The organism is Streptomyces sp. CA189, from assembly GCF_056428985.1.
Genome location: NZ_JBWJVM010000013.1, coordinates 145664 through 168257, shown reverse-complemented (window position 1 = coordinate 168257; position 22594 = coordinate 145664). Strand labels below are relative to the sequence as shown.

Here is a 22594-nt window from a genome sequence, read left to right as displayed (position 1 = left end):
AATGGCTGACAGTCACCGGACTCGCGCTGTGTTCATGTACTCATATGCGCGGAGCTGGATGATCCTGCCTGGATGTCCACCCGTCGCCCGCTGTTGCCCGTCCTGCTGCCGCCCCTGCTCAGCGCGCTGCTCGTGGCCCCGGCGCCGCCGGCCCACGCTTACGGAAGCGGCACGGGCGAGGGGATCGAGACGGCCCGTACCGCCCGGCAGATCGCCCCCGGGGTACGGCTGGAGTCGTACGACCGGCTCGAGGCCGACCGGTGGCTCCGCATCGACGAACTCGACGTCCAGTTGGCGGGTGCGGGTGCGGCCGGCTCAGGGGTCCGCGCGGAGTACCTCGGCGGCCGCGGCGTAGCCACCGTCTCCGACTCCGCCGCCCGCCACCCCGCCGGGGCGGGCCGCCGGGTGGTCGCCGCCGTGAACGGGGACTTCTTCGACATCCGGGGTACGGGCGCCCCGCTCGGCCCCGGCATCCGCGCCGGACGGCTGCTGCACGCGGCCTCGCCCGGCGCGGGACGGGCCGTCGGCTTCGGCGCGGACGGGCTGGGCCGGGTGCTGCGCCTCGCCCTCGACGGGAGCGTCACTCTGCCCGGTGGCCGGGCCCGCCCGCTCGCCGGATTCAACACCGCGCGCCCGCCCGCCGAGGGCTTCGCCGCCTACACCGCCGACTGGCCGGCGGACGGACTCCCCGTATCGGGACCGGCGGTGGAACTGCGCGACGGCCGGGTCACGGCCGTGCGCGCCGCCGTACGCCGGCCCGCGCGCCGGGAGCGTCCCGCACCCGGAACCACCGTGCTGATCGCGGCCGGCGCGGCAGCGGCGGCGGAACTCGCCGCCCTGCGCCCCGGGGACGCGGTCGCCGTGACGGCCCGGCCGGTGGCGGCCGGGGGCGGACCGCTCCCTGCGAGCGCGGTCGGCGGCCGGGAGGCGCTCGTGGTGGCGGGGGTCCCGCAGAACCACGACGGCGAGCCGAACAACGCCGCCGCGCCGCGCACCGCCGTCGGCTTCTCCCGTGACGGCCGCCGGGCCCGCCTGGTCACCGTCGACGGCCGCCGGCGCGACAGCGGAGGACTGACCCTGACGGGGCTCGGACGGCTGATGCACCGGCTCGGCGCCTACGAGGCCCTCAACCTGGACGGCGGCGGCTCCTCGACCCTGCTCGCCGCGCTGACCGGGGAGGCGGCTCTGACCGTGGAGAACTCCCCGTCCGACGGCCGCCAGCGCCCGGTCCCCAACGGCCTGGTGCTGACCGCCCCGGCCGGCTCCGGCCGCGCCGCGGGCTGGCGGATCGAGGCCGTCGGCGGCGCCGCGCGCGCCTTCCCCGGCCTCACCCGGACCCTCAGGGCCACCCCTTACGACGCGCTGCTCGGCCCGGTGCCCGCGCGGGAGACGGCTCCGGTGTGGTCCCTCCCGGGAGGCGGCGGCCGGATCGACTCCGCCGGGGGGCTGCGTGCGTCCGCCCCCGGCCCGGTGGAGGCACGCGCGGAGCTGGGACCGGCACGCGGTGCGCTCCGCCTCGACGTCCTCGGGGCGGTGACACGGGTCCGGGCCGTCCCGGAGCGGATCGGGCTCGCGGAGGAGGGCGAGAGGGCACGCTTCGTCCTGACCGGGTACGACGCGCAGGGCGCCGCCGCCTTCGTCGAACCCCGGGACGTGGAACTCGATTTCGACCGTTCCCGGTGGAGCGTCGCCGACGACGGTCGCGGCGGATTCACGGTGACCGCCCGAGTCCCGGGCGCGGCCGGGCTCGTGCGGGCCACGGTGCGCGGTGCGTCCCTGCCTCCGGCCGAACTGGCCCTCGGGGTGGGCCTGTCGGACCGGCCGCTCGCGGATCTGGAGGACGCCGCCCGCTGGACCGGTCCGGGCGCCGCGCCCGGGCAGGGCCGTCCTGGCCGGGGCCTCGCCCTCACACCGCCCGCCGGGGGCGGGACCGCCACCGCGACCCCGCCCCGGCCCCTCCGGGTCCCCGATCTGGCCCGGTCGCTCTCCCTCTGGGTGAACGGCGACGGCTCCGGGGCCCGGCCCGGGGTGCAACTCGCCGACGCCGACGGGGCCGCCGCCGTCCTGCGCGGGCCCGCCGTGGACTGGACCGGCTGGCGGCAGATCAGCCTGCCGCTCCCGGCGACGGCGGAGGCCCCGTTCACCGTGACCGGCCTCTCGGCCACCACCTCCGCGGCCACCCACACGAAGGCCTCAGCCCCGGTCCCGGTCCCGGTCCCGGCCAAGGCACCCGCCAAGGCCTCGACCGGGGTTCCCGCCGCCCCGCGGCTGCTGCTGGACACCCTGGCGGCGCAGACCCCGCCGACCGGGGTCGTCCCTACGGCCCAGGCGCCGGATCCGATCGTGGCCACGGCGGCCCGGGTGGACGCCCGGCCCTGGCGGTTCGCGGTCGCCCCCGCCGGTGCGCGGCCGGCCGCGGCCTCCGCCCCGACCGGGGCCGTCGACTTCGCGCTGACCGGCACCGGCCGCCCCGCCTTCGTGCACCGGGGCGTACGGTTCCTGCCGCTCGGCTCCACGCTCCGTACCCTCGGGGGCGGCGGGCTGGACCGGATCAAGGCGCTGCGGGCGGCCCTCGCGGCGGCCGCCCGGGAGCCGGGCACGGGCGCGCTGGCCGTCGTAGAGCCGTACGCGCCGCAGGCCGTCGACCGCAAGGAGGCCGCCCTGCGGCTGCGCCTGCTGGCGGAGTTCCGCCGGGCCACCGGCAAACGGGCCGTGGTCGTCACCGTCGGCGCCGCCCGCTTCGCGGCCGGCCGCACCGAGGGCGTGCTCACTGTCGCGGCCCCCCGCACCGGCCGCACCGTGATCGGCGCCGATGCCTTCGCGGCGGGCGACTGGCTGTCGGTACTGCCGGCCAGCCGTCGGTGAAGCCGGTCAGGAATGGAGAAGTACCGGGCGCCCACCCGCCCGTAGCGTGAAACCCATGGACATCAACCTTTCGCAGTGCTTCATCGCCGTCGACGACCACGACACGGCGATCCCCTTCTACCGGGACGTCCTCGGCCTGGAGGTCCGGGGCGACGTCGGGTTCGAGGGGATGCGCTGGGTGACCCTCGGATCGCCCGCGCAGCCGGACGTGGACATCGTCCTCGAACCGCCCGTCGCGAACCCGAACGCCTCGTCCGCCGACCGCGAGGCCATGGCGGAACTGCTGGCCAAGGGCCTGCTGCGCGGTGTCATCTTCAGCACCGACGACTGCGACGCCACCTTCGAACGCATCCGGGCCGCCGGCGGTGACGTGCTCCAGGAGCCGATCGACCAGCCGTACGGGGTCCGGGACTGCGCCTTCCGCGACCCGGCCGGCAACATGCTCCGGTTCCACCAGCCCCGCACGCGCTGAGATCCACCGCGGCTAATACCTGGCGCCGCTCCCGGATGACACCGCCGATCGGGTAGACAGGGGAGTGTTGCCGCGACCGCGAAGGCGGCGCCGGCCCAACAGAGCGGCGTCGGCCCAACAGTATGGAGACACGATGAGCAAGGTCACGAGGACGGGCGCGCAGGCCCCCGAGCCGCACGCAGCAGACGTCCACGACCTGATCCGCGTACACGGCGCGCGGGTGAACAACCTCAAGGACGTCAGCGTCGAGATCCCCAAGCGCCGGCTCACGGTCTTCACCGGCGTGTCCGGTTCGGGCAAGAGCTCCCTGGTGTTCGACACGATCGCCGCCGAGTCGCAGCGGCTGATCAACGAGACCTACAGCGCCTTCCTCCAGGCCTTCATGCCGACCCTGGCGCGGCCCGAGGTGGACGTCCTCGACGGGCTGACCACCGTGATTACCGTCGACCAGCAGCGGATGGGCTCGGACCCCCGCTCGACGGTGGGCACCGCCACCGACGCGAACGCGATGCTGCGCATCCTCTTCAGCCGGCTCGGAAAGCCGCACATCGGCTCGCCCAAGGCCTTCTCCTTCAACGTGGCCTCGATCAGCGGGGCCGGCGCGGTCACCATCGAGCGCGCCGGACAGACCGTGAAGGAGCGGCGCAGCTTCAGCATCACCGGCGGCATGTGCCCGCGCTGCGAGGGCCGGGGCTCGGTCAATGACATCGACCTCACCGCGCTGTACGACGACACGAAGTCGCTCGGTGAGGGCGCCCTCACCATCCCCGGCTACACGATGGACGGCTGGTACGGCCGCATCTTCAGCGGCTCCGGCTTCTTCGACATGGACAAGCCGATCCGCAAGTACACCAAGCGCGAGCTGAGCGACCTGCTCCACAAGGAGCCGACCAAGATCAAGGTCGACGGCATCAACCTCACCTACGAGGGCCTCATCCCGAAGCTCCAGAAGTCGATGCTGTCCAAGGACGTCGAGGCGCTGCAGCCGCACATCCGGGCGTTCGTGAAGCGCGCGGTGACCTTCAGCGTCTGTCCCGACTGCGAGGGCACCCGGCTCAGCGCGGGGGCCCGGTCCTCGAAGATCAAGAAGATCAGCATCGCCGACGCCTGCGCCATGCAGATCAGCGACCTGGCGAAATGGGTCCGCGACCTCGACGAGCCCTCGGTGGCCCCGCTCCTCGCGACGCTGCGCCAGACCCTCGACTCGTTCGTGGAGATCGGCCTGGGCTACCTCTCCCTGGACCGGCCCTCGGGAACGCTGTCGGGCGGCGAGGCCCAGCGCGTCAAGATGATCCGCCACCTCGGCTCCTCGCTCACCGACGTCACCTACGTCTTCGATGAGCCCACGGTCGGCCTGCACCCGCACGACATCCAGCAGATGAACAACCTGCTCCTGCGGCTGCGGGACAAGGGCAACACGGTGCTCGTCGTGGAGCACAAGCCGGAGACGATCGCGATCGCCGACCACGTCGTCGACCTCGGCCCCGGCGCCGGCCAAGGGGGCGGCACCATCTGCTTCGAGGGCACCGTCGAGGGGCTGCGGGCGGGCGACACCATCACGGGCCGGCACTTCGGCGACCGCGCGAGCCTCAAGGACACGGTGCGCGAGCCCGACGGGAAGCTGGAGATCCGCGGCGCGAAGACGCACAACCTGCGGGGCATAGACGTAGACGTACCGCTCGGGGTGCTCGTCGTGGTCACCGGCGTCGCCGGCTCCGGCAAGAGCTCGCTCGTCCACGGCTCGATCCCGGCGAGCGAGGGCGTGATCTCGGTCGACCAGAGTCCGATCCGCGGCTCCCGGCGGAGCAACCCGGCCACGTACACCGGGCTGCTCGACCCGATCCGCAAGGCCTTCGCCAAGGCCAACGGCGTGAAGCCGGCCCTGTTCAGCGCCAACTCCGAGGGCGCCTGCCCCGGCTGCAACGGTGCCGGCGTCATCTTCACCGACCTGGCGATGATGGCCGGAGTCTCCACCACCTGCGAGGAGTGCGACGGCAAGCGCTTCCACGCCTCGGTCCTGGAACACCACCTCGGCGGCCGCGACATCACCGAGGTCCTCGCGATGCCGGTCTCCGAGGCCACCGAATTCTTCGGTGAGGGCGAGGCGCGCACCCCTGCCGCGCACAAGATCCTGGAGCGGATGGCGGACGTCGGCCTGGGCTACCTCAGCCTCGGCCAGCCGCTGACCACCCTCTCCGGCGGCGAGCGGCAGCGGCTCAAGCTGGCCACGCACATGGCGGACAAGGGCGGGGTCTACGTACTCGACGAGCCGACCGCCGGCCTGCACCTCGCCGACGTCCAGCAGCTCCTCGGCCTCCTCGACCGCCTGGTCGACTCCGGCAAGTCGGTGATCGTGGTCGAGCACCACCAGGCGGTCATGGCGCACGCCGACTGGATCATCGACCTCGGCCCCGGCGCCGGTCACGACGGCGGCCGGATCGTCTTCGAGGGCACCCCCGCCGACCTCGTCGCCGCCCGTGCCACCCTCACCGGCGAGCACCTGGCGACGTACGTGGGCGCCTAGGCAGGAAGAGACGGCCCAGAGGGCCTGCCTCAGAGCCGTACGAGGGTGACCTCGGTCGCCTTCACGCTGGTCCACACCGCGGCGCCGTCGACGATTCCCAGCTCGGCGGCGGCCTCGGGGGTGATCTCCGCGACGAGGTCGGGGGCCTGGTCGGAGCCGACCAGCACGCGCAGGCGGCTGCCGACCGAGGTGATCTCCCGTACGGTGCCGGGCCATACGTTGCGAGGGCTGCCGCCCGGGCGGTCCCGGTGCACGGACACCGCCTCGGGGGGGATGATCGCGAGCGCCTGAGCCCCCTCCGGCAGCGCCTCGGCCACCACCAGGCGGCCCCCGGCGGCGAGTTCCAGGCCGTGTGCCGAGGCCGTGCCGGGCCAGGCGTTGCGCCCCAGCATCCGGGCCACCCACGGGGAGCGCGGATGCCGGGTCACCTCGGCGGGCGGAGCGTCCTGGAGGGTCCGGCCGTCGGAGAGTACGAGGACCCGGTCGGCCAGGGACACTGCCTCGACGGGGTCGTGCGTGACGATGAGGCACACCCCGCCGAACCCGGCCAGGTGCGTGCGCAGCGTGTGCCGGACCCGGGCGCGGGTGGTCTGGTCCAGGGCGGCGAGCGGCTCGTCGAGGAGCAGCAGCCGGGGGCGGGCGGCCAGCGCGCGGGCCAGCGCCACCCGCTGGGCCTGCCCGCCCGAGAGCTGCGCGGGCTTGCGGTGGGCGAGGTGCCCGACGCCGAGCCGGTCGAGCCAGGCCTGCGCCTCGGCCCGGGCCGCGGCCCGGGGCACCCGGCGGGCGCGCAGCCCGTAGGAGGTGTTGGCGAGCGCGCTCAGGTGCGGGAACAGCGCCCCGTCCTGGGGGACCCAGGCGACCTGGCGCCGGTGCGGGGGCAGGTCGGTCACGTCGGTGTCACCGAGCCGGAGTTCGGCGTGGGCTCGGGGGGTCAGGCCGAGCAGGGCGCGCAGCAGGGTGGTCTTGCCGGCGCCGTTCTCGCCGACGACGGCGATGGTGGTGCCGGGTTCGGCGTCGAGGGTGAGCTCGTTGAAACCGGTGACGGTGGCGTGCAGCGGCCAGTGCCCGCCGTCGGCCGGGGCCCCGGCCGACGGCTGCGCCGGCTCCGAGGGCGAGGGCGACGGGAACCCGGGGGAGAACGGGGGCCCGGGCGGTACGGGGCTCACGGGATCCGGGCCGGCGGCCTCCTCGGCGACCACTGACGCACCGGGGTCCTTGCGGGCGACGGGGGTTCCCGTCCACCTCCCGCGCAGGGCGATGAGTACGGCCATGGCGATCGCGAGCAGCAGCAGGGACACGGAGGTGGCGGCCTCGGGCTGGTCCTGGAGCAGCAGGTAGACCTGGAGCGGCAGGGTCTGGGTGGTGCCCGGGAGGTTGCCCGCGAAGGTGATGGTGGCGCCGAACTCGCCGAGCGCCCGCGCCCAGGTCAGCGCGGCTCCGGCGACCAGCCCCGGGGCCACCATCGGCAGCGTCACGGTGAAGAACACGCGCAGCGGTGTGGAACCGAGGGAGGCGGCGGTCTCCTCGTAGCTCGGCTTGAGCCCGCCGAGCGCGCCCTCCAGGCTGATCACGAGGAAGGGCATGGCGACGAAGGTGGCGGCGACGACCGCGCCGGAGGTGTGGAAGGGCAGCGTGATGCCGAAGGTGCCCTCCAGCCAGGGTCCGAGCAGCCCGCGCCGGCCGAAACCGAGCAGCAGGGCCACACCGCCGACCGTGGGCGGCAGCACCATGGGGAGCAGGACCAGCGAGCGCACCAGCGCCTTGCCCTTGAACTCGACCCGGGCCAGCAGCCAGGCGAGCGGCACCCCCAGGAGGAGGGAGAAGCCGAGCGCCCACAGGGACACGACCAGCGAGAGCCGGAGCGCCTCGACCACACCGGGGCTGGTCAGGTGCGAGCCGAGATCGCTCCAGTGGGTGCGGGTGAGGATGCCGACGAGCGGCATCAGCAGGAACGCCACGGCGAGCAGCGCGGGGAGCGCCAGGGCCACGGGGGGCCGGGCACGGCGGGTACGGAGTCTGCTCATGTGGGTTCCTGGCCGGGGGTGTCGGGGCGCCGCCGGGTACGTCGGGACGGCCGGGCGGCGTGTGAAGCGTAATGGGGCGGGAGGGAAACGGAGAGGGACTGCCCGTCCCCCCGGACCAGGCAGTCCCTCTCCGTCACCGGACTCGGCAGGCGGTCACGCCTTCTGGAAGCCCGCGTCCTGGAGGATCTTCTGCGCCTCCGGGGTGCTCAGCCAGGCGACGAACGCGGCCGCGTCCTTGGCGTTCTTGGAGCCCTTGAGCGTGGCGGCCGGGTACGAGGCCACGGCGTTATCGGCGTCCGGGATGTCCACGACGACGACCTTGTCACCGGACTTGAGGGTGTCGGTCTTGTAGACGAGACCGGCGTCGGCCTCGCCCAGCTCGACCTTGCTCAGCACGGCGCGGACGTTGGGCTCCTGGGAGACCGGCTTCACCTCGATCTTCTGGGCGTCGAGGATCTGCTTGCTGTAGCGGCCCACCGGGACCTCGGGCGCGGCCAGCACGACCTTGATCTTGGTGTCGGCGAGGTCCTTGAGCGCGGCGACCTTGAACGGGTTGCCCTTGCCGGTCGCGATGACCAGGCGGTTCTTGGCGATGACGGCCGGGTCGTTGGTCTCGGCCTTCAGGCCGTCCATCGTCTTGGTGTCGGCGGTGACCAGGGCGTCGGCCGGGGAGCCCTGCTTGACCTGCGCGGCGAGCTCCTGCGAACCGGCGAAGGAGAAGGTGAGCTTGGTGCCCGGGTGCGCCTTCTCGTACGCGGCGCCGGCCGTCTTGAAGACGTCGGTGAGGGAGGTGGCGGCGAGCACCGTCAGGTTCTTGTCGTCGCTGCTGCCGCAGGCGGCGAGGGCCGGCACGAGGAGGGCGGCGGAGAGGGTCAGCGCGGCGGTACGGCGGTTAAGCGGCAGGAACGGGGACATGAGCTGGTGCTCCTCGGTCGGGTCGGCGGCCGGCCTGGTGCCGGGTCCGCGCGGTGGTGACCCGCGCCGGGGACGGGCGGAGCGGGTGGGGACGCGTGGTGGTGAGCGGGGTTGAACCGGGCGGCGGTCCCGGGGTCAGGCGCGGTCGATGTGCACGCTGGTGGACTTCACGCGGGCGGTGGCCCGCATGCCGACCTGGAGCCCGAGCTCGTCGACGGCCTCCCGGGTGAGCAGGGAGACCAGGCGGTGGGGACCGGCCTGGATCTCGACCTGGGCGGCCACGTCGCCGAGCTTGACGGCGGTGACGATGCCCGGGAAGGCGTTGCGCGCCGAGGTGTAGGTCTCGCCGTCCTCGGTGTGGGCCCCCTGCGCCACCTCGACGGAGAAGGCGGCCAGCGCGCGGCCGTCGATCAGCCGGCGACCGCTCTCGTCGCGATGGGTCGTGACGCGGCCGGCGTCGGCCCAGCGGCGTGCGGTGTCCGGGCTGACGCCCAGCAGGCGTGCCGCCTGACCGATGGTGTAGGACTGCATGTGCGACAAGGTAGGGCCACGTGTGGCGCATTTGCAATTCTATTGGGATGATATCCATGGCAGATACCCCCGCTCTTGTCGTAACCGCCAAAAACCATTCCGTTTCGACGGGGCTCGGCCCGCCCAGCTCGCCTCGCTAGAGTCGGGGGCATGGCTGAAGAGGGAACCGCGGGTACGGGATCGGGGTCGGCGCGGGTCGACGTGTGGATCTGGTCGGTCCGGCTGACGAAGACGCGGGCGATCGCCGCCACGGCGTGCCGGGCGGGACATGTGCGGGTCAACGGGGAGCGCGCGAAGCCGGCGCAGGCGGTGCGGGCCGGGGACGAGGTGCGCCTCTTCCACGCGGGGCGCGAGCGCATCGTGGTGGTCCGGCGCCCGGTGTCCAAGCGGGTCGGCGCCCCGGCTGCGGCGGAATGCCTGACCGACAACAGCCCGCCGCCGCCGACCCCGGTGGAGGCGGCGGTGGTCGGCATCCGCGACCGCGGCGCGGGCCGCCCGACGAAGCGCGAACGCCGCGAGATCGAAACCCTGCGCGGCGGCCGGTAGGAGCGGGCGGGGGCGAAGCATCGGTGGCCGGTCCCTGAGGCTTCGCCCGGCCCGGCAGCTTCGGCGGCCGCCGTCCGCGTGGGCACGTACGTCATCTGTGTCGACTTATCGATCTTTGCCCGGCCCGGCCCTCTTCTGGTCGGCCCCCGGCCCATCCTCGGCGCCGCCCGCCCTCCCCGGTCCTCCCGGCCTCGGTGCGGATCCTCGCCTGCGCCTGTGCCTACGCACGGAAATTTTCTGCAAGCCATTGCGGTAGTTCTCCCCATAAAGGGTCCCGGGAGGTCGTCAAGGCGTGCCCAGTTGCGAGATTTTCGGTTCACAAGGGGTTCACGCGCTGGTGACAGGTGGATAACCTCCCCGCAAAACCTTGCGGCAAGTTTTCAATGCCGCGGAGCCGCAGGGCTGTTGGGCCCTGTTTCGAGGAGCAGACCTTGAGATCACGCACGCGCTCACATCCCAGAGGGCGGTCCACAGCCCTGGCCCTGGCTGTCGCGGGATGCCTGGCGGCCGCGCTGCCGGCCGCCGGAGCCTCCCTCGCCGAGGCCGCGCCCGCCCCCGCCGCCACCCCCACCCCCGCTGCCGCGACGGCGGCAGGCGACGGCACGGCGACGGTCTTCTACTACACCAGGACGCGCAACTGGACTGCGTACAACCTGCATTGGGCACCCGACGGCGGGAGCTGGACGACCGTCCCCGGCGCCGGCATGGAAGCCGCCTGTACCGACTGGGTGAAGAAGACCGTCAGCCTCGGCGCGGCCGCCGGGCTCCAGGCGACCTTCAACAACGGCCAGGGGACCTGGGACAACAACGGGGGCAAGAACTACGCCCTGGGCACCGGGGTCATCACCGTCAAGGACGGGGTCGTGGCGCACAGCGACCCCTGCGCCGCGGACCCCGGCACCGGTACCGGCGCGAGCGCCACCGTCTACTACTCGACGACGACCGTCGGCTGGTCGACCGTCAACCTGCACTGGGCCCCGACCGGCGGCGCCTGGACCACCGTCCCCGGCGCCGGGATGGACCCGGCCTGCACGGGCTGGGTGAAGAAGACGGTCCCGCTCGGATCGGCCGCCGGACTCGCCGCCACCTTCAACAACGGCAACGGCACCTGGGACAACAACAACGGCAGGAACTACGCCCTCGGCGCGGGTCTGTCCACGGTGAAGGACACCACGGTCACCGCGAACGCCGCCGACCCGTGCGCCGCCGTCGTCCCCGACACCATCGCGCCCACCGCGCCCGCGAACCTGCGGGCCGCGGCCACCGACGTGTCCACCGTCGTGACCTGGGACGCCGCCACCGACGACCGGGGGGTGACCGGCTACCAGGTCACCCGCTCGGGCGGCACCAAGGGATCCGTCGTCACCTCCGTCACCTCCACGGTCCTCACCGAATCCGGTCTGGAGGAGCGCACCGCCTACAGCTACACGGTCAAGGCCGTGGACGCCGCCGGGAACCTCTCGGCCTCCTCCGCCGAGGCCGTGGCCACCACGGGCACCCGGCCCCCGGCTCCGGCAGGATCCGCGCCGCTGGGCGGTGACCCGCGCAAGGACCCGATCTACTTCGTGCTCACCGCCCGCTTCAACGACGGCGACAGCGCCAACAACCGGGGCGGCAGCCAGCACGTGAAGTCCGGGAACGCCGCCAACAACGACCCGATGTTCCGCGGGGACTTCAAGGGCCTCGTCGAGAAGCTGGACTACGTCAAAGCCCTCGGCTTCTCCGCGATCTGGATCACCCCGGTCGTGCTGAACCGCTCCGACTACGACTTCCACGGCTATCACGGCTACGACTTCTACAAGGTCGACCCCCGCCTGGAATCGGCGGGCGCCTCCTACCAGGACCTCATCAACGCCGCCCACGCCAAGGGCGTCAAGATCTACCAGGACGTGGTCTACAACCACAGCGCCCGCTGGGGAGCCAAGGGCCTGTTCACCCCCACCGTCTTCGGCGTGCGCGACGCCCAGTGGTCCTGGTACTACGACGAGAAGCAGGCCGGCTTCGAGTACGACGGCCTCACCGTCGACCCCAAGAGCGGAAAGTCGTACTACAACGGCGACTTGTGGTCGACCGCCGAGCCGGCCGGGAACACCTGCGTCAACTGGGGCGCGGCCACCCCGTACAAGAGCGCCGAGGGCTACACCATCTACAACTGCCAGTGGCCGAACCCGACCTCGGGGATGTTCCCCAAGGCCCTGTTCCACCAGTGCTGGATCGGCAACTGGGAGGGTGAGGACGCCCGTTCCTGCTGGATCCACGAGGACCTCGCGGACTTCAACACCGAGAACCCGGCCGTCCAGAACTACCTCATCGGCGCCTACAACAAGTACATCGACATGGGCGTCGACGGCTTCCGGGTCGACACGGCCGTGCACATCCCCCGCGTCACCTGGAACCGGCGCTTCCTGCCCGCCATCCAGCAGCGCGTGGCCCAGCAGTTCGGCGCCCAGAAGGCCGAGGACTTCTACGTCTTCGGCGAGGTCGGCTCCTTCGTCAACGACAAGTGGAACCGCGGCTCGGCCAACCAGTCCGCGCAGTACTACACCTGGAAGGAGTCCGCGACGTACAGCGCGGATGACGCCACCGCCGCCGTCCAGCAGTACACGACCGACAACGACCCGGCCAAGCAGCCGACCAGCACCAATGCCTTCCTCAACGGCAACCTCTACCACGCCCCCGACCACAGCAGGTTCTCCGGCATGAACGTCATCGACATGCGCATGCACATGAACTTCGGGGACGCGAACAACGCCTTCCAGAACGGCAAGGACTCCGACGACAGCTACAACGACGCCACCTACAACGTCGTCTATGTGGACAGCCACGACTTCGGTCCCGGCAAATCCTCCACCCGCTACGCGGGGGGAACCGACGCCTGGGCCGAGAACACGGCCCTGATGTGGACCTTCCGCGGCATCCCGACCCTGTACTACGGCTCCGAGATCGAGTTCCAGGCCGGAAAGCAGATCGACTGCGGCCCGACCTGCCCGCTCGCCGGCACCGGCCGCGCGTACTTCGGGGACAAGATCGCGGGATCGGTCACCGCCTCCGACTTCTCGAAGGTCGCCACCGCCACCGGACCCGTCGCCGCCACCCTCGAATCCCCGCTGGTCAAACACCTCCAGCGGCTGAACGAGATCCGCCGCGCCGTGCCCGCGCTCCAGATGGGCCAGTACTCCACCGAGGGCGTCTCGGGCGGCATGGCCTTCAAGCGGCGCTACACCGACACCGCCACCGGAGTGGACAGCTTCGCCCTGGTGACCGTCACCGGGTCCGCCACCTACGCCGGCGTACCGAACGGCACGTACAAGGACGCGGTCACCGGCGACGTCAAGACCGTCACCGGCGGCACCCTGTCCGTCCCGGCCCCCGGCAAGGGCAACCTGCGCGTCTACGTGCTCGACCTGGGCGGCAGCAACGCCGCTCCCGGCAAGGTGGGCGCCACCGGGCCCTACCTGAAGTAGGGGAGTGAGGAGGCGGGGCGGGCTCACCCGCCCCGCCTCTCGTGCATATGTTCGAATCGCGCGTTATCCTGGACCCATGCACGCACTCCAGGGCTCGCTCTTCGATCAGAGCGACGAGATCCGGCTCGGTCCACTGGTGGGCGTCCGGCGCGAGGAACTGGGCGCCGGCGCCTGGGTGGACCACCTGCCGGGCTGGCTGACGGGCGCCGACGCGCTGTTCGAACGGCTCGCGTCGGACGTCCCGTGGCACGCCGAGCGCCGGCAGATGTACGAGCGGGAGGTGGCGGTCCCCCGCCTCCTGGCCCACTACGGCGAGGGGGACCCGCTGCCGCACCCCGCCCTCACCGGGGCCCGGGCCGTGCTGAGCCGCCACTACGCCCCCGAGCTGGGCGAACCCTTCACCACGGCGGGCCTGTGCCTCTACCGCGACGGACGCGACAGCGTCGCCTGGCACGGCGACCGCACCGGCCGCTCCGCCACCGAGGACACGATGGTCGCGATCCTCTCGGTGGGCGACCCCCGCGACCTGGTCCTGCGCCCCCGCGACGGCGGTCCCACCCTGCTCCGCCTCCCCCTGGGCCACGGTGACCTGGTGGTGATGGGCGGCTCCTGCCAGCGCACGATGGAACACGCCGTCCCCAAGACGGCCCGCCGGGTGGGCCCCCGCATCAGCGTCCAGTTCCGCCCGCGCGGGGTGCGCTGAGCCGGCCGGCGCGGATGGGCCTACGCCGCGTCGAGTTCCTTGGGCGGGCGGGCCGCCGAGGCTGCCGCGTGGAGGGAGCGGAGGGCCAGGAGGAGGATGCCGATGTCGTCCAGGTAGACCGGGTCCGGGATCAGGTCCACCGGGGAGACCGTGTACGCCACGGCGGCCCAGAACAGGGCCTTGTCGCGCAGCGGGATGCCCGCGTCGCGCAGGAGCCGGCGGGCCGCGAAGACCCGTACGAGGAGCACGGCCGCCGTGACCGCCAGGCCGGCCGCCACCACCGCCGCCACGATGAGCCAGAAGGTCGCCGTGTCCATCAGGCGCCCTGCGCCCGGAGCCGGCGGCCGACCTCGCCGAGCCCGTCCGCGAGCGCGTCGAGCTGTTCGGGGGTGAGGACGTCCACCAGAACCTCCCGGACCGTGGTCACGTGCCCCGGTGCGGCCTCCGTCAGCCGGGCGCGGCCGGTCTCGGTGAGGACGGCGTATATCCCGCGGACGTCGGACGGGCAGGTGCGGCGGCGGACGAGGCCCGCCTTCTCCAGCTGGGTCACCTGGTAGGTGAGGCCGCTCTTGGAGTTGACCAGGCCGTTGGCGAGCTCCGTCATGCGCAGCTCGCCCTCCGGCGCCCCGGCGAGCCGTACGAGGATCTCGTACTGCGGGTGGGACAGCCCGGAGTCGTCCTTGAGCTGCTGATCGAGGCGGCGGTTGACCAGCGCGGAAGCGGCGAGGAACCCCTGCCAGGCGCGCATTTCGCGGTCGTCCAGCCATTTCGTTTCAGCCAAAGCCATGGATCCAGGCTACACGTGACGTTCCAATTTGAATCAGCTGCGGATGCGGGGCTATGGTCGGGTGGAGTGGTTCGAATTTGAACAACCTGCCCCTCGGGCCGCCCGACCGGAAGGACACCCCCATGACCAGCCCCTCCGTCACCACGCCGAAGCCGCGGACCGGCGAACCGGCCGCGCCCCTCGCGGGCGCCTCCGCCCCGGCCCTGTCCACCCCCGCCCACGACGTCGGCCTGCTCCTCCTGCGCGTGGTCCTCGGCCTGACCATGGCCGCCCACGGCGCCCAGAAGCTCTTCGGCTGGTTCGGCGGCGGCGGCATCAGCGGCACCGGCCAGTTCTTCACCGCCAGCGGATATCCGGCGGGCGACGCCATGGCGGTCCTCGCCGGCCTGACCGAAACCCTCGGAGGGCTCGGCCTCGTCCTCGGCCTGCTCACCCCGCTGGCGGGCGCCGCCCTGGTCGGCACCATGATCAACGCGATCGCCGTGCACGGAGCCGGCTCCTTCTTCGCCCCGCAGGGCATCGAGTACGAGCTCCTGCTCACCGCCGGCGCCGCCGCCCTCGCGCTCACCGGCCCCGGCCGGTACGCCGTCGACCGCTTCCTGCCCGTCCTGCGCGGCCACCGCCTCGCCCACGGCGCCCTCGCGGTCGGCCTCGGCGTCGTGACCGCGGGCGTGCTGCTCCTCGTACGGAACTGAGCGGCCCCGGGGGCGGCTCCGCGCGGGGACCCATGCGGGCTGATTGAGTGCGGGCATTCGGGGGAAAGTGCCCTAAATGACACAACCCATCGAAGACTACGCACTCATCGGCGACCTGATGACCAGTGGACTGGTCGGCCGCGACGGGTCCATCGACTGGCTGTGCCTGCCCCGCTTCGACTCGGCCGCCTGTTTCGCCTCCCTCCTCGGAGACGAGGAGAACGGCCACTGGCGCATCGCCCCGGCCGCCGCCCCCGATTCCGCGCGCTGCGCCCGCCGCGCCTACGTCGACGGCACGCTCGTCCTGGAATCCTTCTGGGAGACCGAGGACGGCGCCTCGTTCAAGGTCATCGACTTCATGCCGCAGCGCGACATCGCGCCCGACCTGATGCGGATCGTCGAAGGACTCACCGGCGAATCGACCGTGAGCAGCACCCTGCGCCTGCGCTTCGACTACGGGCACGTCGTGCCCTGGGTCCGCCGCTGCGACGGCGCCCGCGAGGGCGACCGCGTTGCCGTCGCCGGCCCCGACGCGGCATGGCTGCGCAGCGAACCCCCGGTGCGCACCTGGGGCGAGGACCTGAGCACCCGCTCCGAGTTCACCGTGGCCCCCGGCGAGCGCGTCGCCTTCGTGCTCACCTGGCACCCCTCGCACGAGCCGCGCCCCGAGCCGCTGGACCCGTACGCCGCCCTGGACCAGAGCCTCGCCGACTGGCGGGAGTGGACCGGCCGGTGCACCTACGACGGCCCCTACCGGGATGCGGTGATCCGCTCCCTGATCACCCTCAAGGCCCTCACCTACGCCCCGACGGGCGGCATCGCCGCAGCCGCGACCACCTCCCTGCCCGAGGAGCTCGGCGGCGTCCGCAACTGGGACTACCGCTTCTGCTGGCTCCGCGACTCCACCCTCACCCTCGGCTCCCTGCTGGCCACCGGTTACCTCGACGAAGCCCGCGCCTGGCGGGCCTGGCTGCTGCGGGCCGTCGCGGGCGACCCGGCCGACCTGCAGATCATGTACGGGATCGGCGGCGAGCGGCGCATCCCGGAGAGCGAGCTGCCCTGGCTGAAGGGGTACGCCTCCTCCGCGCCGGTCCGCGTCGGCAACGCGGCCGTCGACCAGCTCCAGCTCGACGTGTACGGGGAGGTCCTCGACTCCCTGTACCTGGCCCGCTCCAACGGCCTCCCCGCCGAGTGGCACTCCTGGAAGATCCAGCTCGCACTCCTCGACTTCCTGGAGCAGAACTGGCGCCGCCCCGACGAGGGCCTGTGGGAGGTGCGCGGCCCGCGCCGGCACTTCACGCACTCCAAGGTGATGGCGTGGGTCGCCGCCGACCGGGCCGTGCGCACCCTGGAGCTCAACCCCAAACTGCCCGGCGACGTGCACCGCTGGCGCGCCATGAGGGAGGCCGTGCACCACGACGTGTGCGAGAACGCCTACGACCCGGAGCGGCGCACCTTCACCCAGTACTACGGCTCCCGCGAGCTGGACGCGGCCACCCTCCTCATCCCGCGGGTCGGCTTCCTGCCGCCCGAGGACCCCCGCGTCATCGGCACGGTCGACGCCGTGCGCGAGGAACTGGGCCGCAGCGGCCTGGTCCGCCGCTACAGCACCGAGGGGCTCTCGGTGGACGGCCTGCCCGGCGACGAAGGGGCCTTCCTCGCCTGCTCGTTCTGGCTGACCGACGCGCTGCACCTGACCGGCCGGGAGAAGGAGGCGCGGGAGCTCTTCGAGCGGCTGCTGGCCGTACGCAACGACGTGGGACTCCTCGCCGAAGAGTACGACCCCGTCTCCGGACGCCAACTCGGCAACTTCCCGCAGGCGTTCAGCCACGTCGGCCTGGTGAACACCGCGCTCACCCTGGGCGGTGGCAGCCTGGCGGCGGGCCAGGTGTGAGGGCCGGGTGCCCGGCAGCCCGGTCGCCGACCGGCTCGTACGCCGGTCGTCCCGTTCGCCGGTCAGCCCGGGCGCAGCGCCAGGGCCAGCCGGCCGCGCAGCCGCGCGAACTCGGGGGAGGCCCGCAACCCCGCGACGTCCGTGGCCGGGTCGCGGGGGAGCGCCACGGGCAGGTCCGTCACGACCCGGCCGCCGCCGGGACCCGCGGCCATCACCAGGACACGGGATCCCAGCAGTACCGCCTCCTCGACCGAATGCGTCACGAACAGCACGGTCGTGCCGAGCCGTCCGGCCAGTGAGCGGACCTCCTCCTGGAGGCGCTCCCGGGTCAGCGCGTCCAGAGCGGCGAACGGCTCGTCCATCAACAGCAGTTCGGGCTCCGCCGCCAGGGCGCGCGCCAGCGCCACCCGCTGCTGCTGGCCGCCGGACAGCTCCCAGGTGTGGCGGCCGACCATACCGGACAGACCCACCCGGTCCAGCAACTCGGCGATCCGGCCCGGCCGCTGGGACCGCGGTACCCCGTGGCGGGCCAGCGCGAAGCCGAGGTTCCCGCCGACGGTGCGCCACGGGAACAGCCTGGGCTGCTGGAACACCACCCCCGCGCCCCGTCCGGGGCGCGGGGTGGCGCCCCGGACCAGGGCGGCGCCCGAGGCGGGGCGGGCGAAGCCGGCGATCACCCGCAGCAGGGTGGTCTTGCCGCAGCCGGAGGGGCCGACGAGGACGACGAACTCGCCTGCGCGGACCCGTAGGTCCACCGCGTCGAGCACCGTCACGGGCTGCTTCGCCGGTCCGTAGCGCACCGACACCGCGGAGAGGTCCACGACGTCGCCGACGGCGGGTTCAGTGCGCGGCACGGCCGAGCTCCTCCACCGCGAGGGCCCGGCCGAAGGCGGCCTCGTCCGGGACGGAGTCCACCTTCTTCTGCTCCTTCAGGAAGACGGCCGCGTCGCGCAGGGTCGCCGCCAGCTTTCCGGGGGCGCCGGGCGTGCCGAGGTAGTCGGGGCCGGTCTGCTCCTTCGCGCTCAGCAGCACCAGCTCCGAGAGCTGGCGCTTCGCCTCCTGCGGCGGCAGCCCGAGCTCCGCCCCGATGGACTTCGCGGCCTGGTCGGGGGCGGTACGGGCCTGCCCGACGGCCTGGTCCTGAGCCTTGATCCAGGCCGTGACCACCTCCGGGTGCGCGGCCGCGAACGCGTTCGTCACCACACCCAGGTCGGCGGTCGGCTTGCCCTGCTCCGCGAGCTGCCGGCTGGTGACGAGCACCTTCCCGTCCTTGGCCAGCTCGCTCAGCGTCGGCGTCCACACGTACGCCGCGTCGATGTCCCCGCGCTTCCAGGCGGCGAGGGCGTCCTGCGGCTGGAGGTCGATGGTCTGCACGGCCGACGCGTCCACCCCGGCGGCCTTCAGCGCGGCGAGCAGCGAGTAGTGGGCGGTGGAGCCGAAGGGCGTGGCCACCTTCTTCCCGGCCAGGTCCTTGACCGAGCCGATCCCCGGCTTGGCGACCAGTGCCTCGTTGTCCCCGATCAGGTCGTGGATCCACACCACCTTGTACGGGATGTTCAGCGGGGCCGACAGGCCCTTGGTGACGGTGCTCGACCCGGCCAGGCCCAGGTCCACCGAACCGGCGATCACGGCCGTGTTGACGTCACCGCCGGACTCGAACTTCACCCACTTCACGTCGGCGTCCGGCAGGGCCTGCTCCAGCAGCCGCTGGTTCTTCACGATCAGGTCGGCGTTGGGTATCGCCTGGTAGGCGATCCGCACGGTGGTCCGTCCCGGCCCGGCCGCCGGCCCGCCCCCGTCCGCCCCGCACGCGACGGTGGTGGAGGCGGTCAGGGCGACGGCGGCGGCCAGCAACAGGGTGCGGCGGGATGCGTTTCCGGGCATGGCGGAACTCCAAGGGTGAGGAAGGGTACGGGGGAAGAAGTGGGGGACCGGCGTCGGTCAGGTGCGGGCGCGCCAGGGGACGGCGAACCGCTCGATCCCCCGGAGCAGGGCATCGAGCACGATCCCGGACAGCCCGATGGCGATGATGCCGGCGATCACCAGGGCCGTCTGGTTGTAGCGCTGGGCGTCGCGGATCATGCCGCCGATGCCGGGCACGCCGTTGATGGTCTCCGCCGCCACGACGGAGGTGTACGCGACCCCGACGGCGATCCGGATGCCGGTGAGGATCTCGGGCAGCGCGGCGGGCAGCCGCACGGACAGCAGCAGGGACGTCGGACCGGAGCCCAAAGCCCGTGCCGCCTCGACGAGTTCGCCCGGCACGGTGCGTACGGCCGCCGCCGTGGCCGCGGCGATCGGCGGCAGCGCGGCGATCACCAGCAGCCAGATCTTGGGGGCCTCGTCGATGCCGAACCAGATGACGAGCAGCGAGAGGTACGCGAGCGGCGGCAGGGTGCGCAGGAAGGTCACGGCCGGCTCCAGCACCACCGCGAGCGGCCGGACGGTGCCGATCAGCAGCCCCAGGGGCACCCCGGCCAGCACGGCGTACGCGGAGCCGGTGCCGATGCGGCCCAGACTCACCCCGAGGTGTTCGACCAGCAGGTGGCCGCCGTAGCCGCGGACCCCGTCGTGCGTGGTGGACGCCAGCAGGAACTGCCGCCACACCTCGCCGGGCGAGGGGACCAGCACCCTGGGCCACAGCTCGGCCGCCACCGCCGCCTGCCAGGCGGCGAGCAGCACGGCGAGGGCGAGGAGGCGCAGCGCGCTCCAGCGCAGCGCCTCCCGGATCCGGGCCCGGGACCGCGGTGCGGGGGCCGAGGAGGCGCCGGACGGAGCGAGTCGGGGCCGGGACTCCGTACTGAGCGCGGTCACGCGGCCGCCGCCCCGGTCAGGGCGCGCAGGCGCGGGGCGACCTCTTCGCCCACCCGGTAGGCCTCTTCGAGGTGCGGATAGCCGGACAGGATGAACTCGTCCACACCCAGGGCCCGGTACTCCGCCAGGCGCGCCGCGACCTCGTCGTGCGAGCCGACCAGGGCCGTCCCCGCGCCCTCGCGGACCAGCCCGATGCCCGCCCACAGGTTCGGCGCCACCGTCAGCCGTCCGGCGTCCACGACCCCGCCGTGCAGGGCCGCCATCCGGGCCTGCCCGGTGGAGTCCATGGCGGCGAACCGCTCCTGGCTCGCCCGGACCGCCGCCGGATCCAGTCCGGCGAGGATCCGGTCGGCCTCCGCCCAGGCCTCGGCGGCGGAGTCCCGGCTGATGACGTGCAGCCGCAGCCCGAAGCGGATCGTGCGGCCGACCGCGCGGGCCCGCTCGCGCAGTCGGCCGATGCATGCGGCGACGGCCGACGGCGGCTCGCCCCACAGCAGTTGTACGTCCGCCTGCCGGGCGGCGACCTCCTCGGCGGCGGGCGATGCTCCGCCGAAGTACAGCGGGACCGGGTGGCGCAGCTCCGGATCCGTGAGACGGGCCCCCTCGACGTGCAGGTGGGCGCCTTCGTGGTCCACGGACTTGCCGTCCAGGAGGTCCCGCAGCACGGCCATGACCTCGCCGGTGCGGGCGTAGCGCTCGTCGTGCGCCAGCCGGTCCCCGTAGGCCCGCTGCTCGGCGGGATCGCCGCCCGTCACCACGTTCAACCCGAGCCGACCACCGGCGAACCGGCGGAAGGCGTCCGCCTGTTGGGCGATCAGCGTCGGGCTCGCGAACCCCGCGCGGAACGCCACGAGGAAGCCGATCCTGGTGGTGTGCTGCGCGAGCGCGGCCGTCAGGATCCACGGGTCGACGCAGCCGAGCCCCACCGGGGTCAACAGCGAATGGAACCCGGCCTGTTCGGCGGCGCGGGCGACCTGCGCGAGGTACGGGACGTCAGCGGGGCGGCGGGTGGCACCGCGGCTGCGCCCCTGGACGGCGGTGACCCCGCCGGGGTCGCGGCCGTCCCCGCCGGTGGGCAGGAACCAGTGCAGCAGGAGCGGATTCTCGGGCATGGCGAAACCTCGTCGGAGCAGCGTGACGCGCACCGCCGCGCGAGGAGCGGGGCTGCGGGCGGCGGTGGCACGGGTACGGGGAAGTGCGGGCAGGAGTGCGGGAGTCCGCGCGACCGGAGGCGTGGCCGGGATCGGCCCTGTGGCAAGGGCTGCGGCCGCCGAGAACGGTGCGGTGAAGAGCGCGGTGAAGAGCGCGCGGTGGAGCGCACGGTCAAGCGCGTGGTGAAGGGTGCGCCGAGAGGCGCGGACTCATCCGTACGGCGTCAGATGCGGCGGATCGGTGAGATCAACAGCCGTGCGTACGGGGGACGGCAGCCCGACAGAGCATGGTCGACACGCGCAGAAGGTCTACGTGACGGCGCGATACGAGAACGGGGGCCATGGGGTGCATCCTGTCGGTGTCCGGGCGGTATCGACAAGCGGAGTCCGGATCCTGGACGGAATCGTCCCAGATGCCGGGCAGGTGCGGGATCGGGGGAGGCTACCGGCGGCGGTTGAAGGGCAGTCGGCCGAGGATCACGGCCATGCCGCAGGTGTCGGTGAGGGCGGAGAAGACCAGCCCGGCCGCGATCCCGGCGCTGAGCAGCTCGAACGCCGGGTGCACCAGCAGGCCGAGGAGCAGGCAGAGGAGGACGAGCGAGCCCGCGGCGAACCGGACCTGACGCTCCATGGCCCAGACCCGGCGGGGCCCCTGGGCGGGGTAGTCGAGCGGGTGCCCGTGCGCCGACCAGGAGGTGGTGCCGCCGGTCAGGCTGGTGGCCGCGATGCCGTGCCCGGCCAGGGTCCGGGCCGCGTTCTGCGAGCGGGTCCCCGAGGCGCACACCAGCAGCAGCTCCTGCTCCTCGGCGGCCTCGCGCAGCTCGGGCAGGGAGCGGCCGATCCGGTCGAGGGGGATGTTCAGCGCGCCGGGGAGGTGGCCGGAGGCGTACTCGCCGGGGGTGCGGACATCGACGATCCGGAACTCGGTGCGGCGGGCGTGGGCCTGGCCGACGTCGAGGAGGGCGGGGCTGCTGCTCATGGTGAACGGTCTCCTTCGGGAGGCGGGGGCCGCCGGGGTGTAGGCGGAAGCGGAATCGTATGCACGACGGTACGGGGGATGCGGCGGGACCGTGGGACCGCGGGGGCGGGCCGGGGCGACGGAGACGTCGGCCGCGGGGCGGGCGGGCGGTCGGAGCGGGTGCGTCGGAGCAGGCGGGCGTCAGCGGGGACAACAGGAGCGCGACAGGAGGCGCTGGGTGACGGCCATGG

At 73.2% G+C, this 22594-nt stretch carries 18 protein-coding genes; 8 read left to right on the top strand and 10 right to left on the bottom strand.

Annotated features, from left to right (window positions below; translation table 11 throughout):
• Positions 1–72 precede the first annotated feature (72 nt).
• The 3 genes from AC061S_RS13875 to AC061S_RS13865 all read left to right on the top strand — a co-directional run bounded on the left by AC061S_RS13875 (position 73) and on the right by AC061S_RS13865 (position 5861).
• Entirely contained in the window at positions 73–2865 is a 2793-nt protein-coding gene (locus AC061S_RS13875; RefSeq protein WP_478686215.1) for a phosphodiester glycosidase family protein, read from the top strand.
• Between the two features lie 55 nt (positions 2866–2920).
• Positions 2921–3337, top strand: coding sequence for a VOC family protein (locus AC061S_RS13870; protein WP_478686214.1), 417 nt, complete (start codon positions 2921–2923; stop codon positions 3335–3337).
• A gap of 133 nt (positions 3338–3470) precedes the next feature.
• Positions 3471–5861 (top strand): ATP-binding cassette domain-containing protein, encoded by a 2391-nt coding sequence (locus AC061S_RS13865; RefSeq protein WP_478686213.1) that lies wholly within the window; start codon positions 3471–3473, stop codon positions 5859–5861.
• A 29-nt stretch (positions 5862–5890) separates the two neighbouring features.
• On the opposite strand, the gene AC061S_RS13860 is transcribed toward AC061S_RS13865, so the two are convergent.
• From AC061S_RS13860 to AC061S_RS13850, 3 genes are all read right to left on the bottom strand, one after another.
• Complete coding sequence (locus AC061S_RS13860) at positions 5891–7885, bottom strand: ABC transporter permease (protein WP_478686212.1); 1995 nt, start codon at positions 7883–7885, stop codon at positions 5891–5893.
• Between the two features lie 153 nt (positions 7886–8038).
• The gene (modA, locus tag AC061S_RS13855; protein ID WP_478686211.1) at positions 8039–8800 is read right to left on the bottom strand and encodes a molybdate ABC transporter substrate-binding protein; all 762 of its coding nucleotides are present in this window, start codon (positions 8798–8800) and stop codon (positions 8039–8041) included.
• Positions 8801–8935: 135 nt separating this feature from the next.
• Positions 8936–9331: a TOBE domain-containing protein gene (locus AC061S_RS13850; protein WP_478686210.1), complete on the bottom strand. Its 396-nt coding sequence runs from the start codon at positions 9329–9331 to the stop codon at positions 8936–8938.
• Between the two features lie 150 nt (positions 9332–9481).
• Between AC061S_RS13850 and AC061S_RS13845 the strand changes: the two genes are divergently transcribed.
• The 3 genes from AC061S_RS13845 to AC061S_RS13835 all read left to right on the top strand — a co-directional run bounded on the left by AC061S_RS13845 (position 9482) and on the right by AC061S_RS13835 (position 14044).
• A complete protein-coding gene (locus AC061S_RS13845; protein ID WP_478686209.1) occupies positions 9482–9877 on the top strand; it encodes an RNA-binding S4 domain-containing protein in 396 nt (131 codons plus the stop codon).
• A gap of 383 nt (positions 9878–10260) precedes the next feature.
• Positions 10261–13341, top strand: a complete 3081-nt coding sequence (locus tag AC061S_RS13840) for a carbohydrate binding domain-containing protein (protein WP_478686208.1) — start codon at positions 10261–10263, stop codon at positions 13339–13341.
• Positions 13342–13417: 76 nt separating this feature from the next.
• On the top strand, positions 13418–14044 hold the full coding sequence (locus AC061S_RS13835) for an alpha-ketoglutarate-dependent dioxygenase AlkB (protein ID WP_478686207.1): 627 nt from the start codon (positions 13418–13420) through the stop codon (positions 14042–14044).
• 20 nt (positions 14045–14064) lie between these two features.
• On the opposite strand, the gene AC061S_RS13830 is transcribed toward AC061S_RS13835, so the two are convergent.
• Positions 14065–14361, bottom strand: a complete 297-nt coding sequence (locus tag AC061S_RS13830) for a YkvA family protein (protein WP_478686206.1) — start codon at positions 14359–14361, stop codon at positions 14065–14067.
• Complete coding sequence (locus AC061S_RS13825; protein WP_478686225.1) at positions 14361–14825, bottom strand: MarR family winged helix-turn-helix transcriptional regulator; 465 nt, start codon at positions 14823–14825, stop codon at positions 14361–14363. Before AC061S_RS13825 ends, AC061S_RS13830 begins: the two co-directional genes overlap by 1 nt.
• A 128-nt stretch (positions 14826–14953) precedes the next feature.
• On the opposite strand from AC061S_RS13825, the gene AC061S_RS13820 reads away from it, so the two are divergent.
• A complete protein-coding gene (locus AC061S_RS13820; RefSeq protein WP_478686205.1) occupies positions 14954–15526 on the top strand; it encodes a DoxX family protein in 573 nt (190 codons plus the stop codon).
• Between the two features lie 76 nt (positions 15527–15602).
• Positions 15603–17420, top strand: coding sequence for a glycoside hydrolase family 15 protein (locus tag AC061S_RS13815; protein WP_478686204.1), 1818 nt, complete (start codon positions 15603–15605; stop codon positions 17418–17420).
• Between the two features lie 62 nt (positions 17421–17482).
• Here AC061S_RS13815 and AC061S_RS13810 read toward each other — a convergent pair whose 3' ends face one another.
• From AC061S_RS13810 to AC061S_RS13790, 5 genes are all read right to left on the bottom strand, one after another.
• Entirely contained in the window at positions 17483–18274 is a 792-nt protein-coding gene (locus AC061S_RS13810) for an ABC transporter ATP-binding protein (protein ID WP_478686203.1), read from the bottom strand.
• Positions 18261–19304 carry a taurine ABC transporter substrate-binding protein gene (locus tag AC061S_RS13805; protein ID WP_478686202.1) on the bottom strand — a complete coding sequence of 348 codons (1044 nt, stop codon included), beginning with the start codon at positions 19302–19304 and terminating at the stop codon, positions 18261–18263. Before AC061S_RS13805 ends, AC061S_RS13810 begins: the two co-directional genes overlap by 14 nt.
• 57 nt (positions 19305–19361) lie before the next feature.
• Positions 19362–20234: an ABC transporter permease gene (locus tag AC061S_RS13800; RefSeq protein WP_478686201.1), complete on the bottom strand. Its 873-nt coding sequence runs from the start codon at positions 20232–20234 to the stop codon at positions 19362–19364.
• Positions 20231–21346: an LLM class flavin-dependent oxidoreductase gene (locus AC061S_RS13795; protein ID WP_478686200.1), complete on the bottom strand. Its 1116-nt coding sequence runs from the start codon at positions 21344–21346 to the stop codon at positions 20231–20233. The genes AC061S_RS13800 and AC061S_RS13795 overlap by 4 nt, the downstream gene beginning before the upstream one ends.
• 481 nt (positions 21347–21827) lie before the next feature.
• Entirely contained in the window at positions 21828–22364 is a 537-nt protein-coding gene (locus AC061S_RS13790; protein WP_478686199.1) for a rhodanese-like domain-containing protein, read from the bottom strand.
• Between the last annotated feature and the right edge of the window lie 230 nt (positions 22365–22594).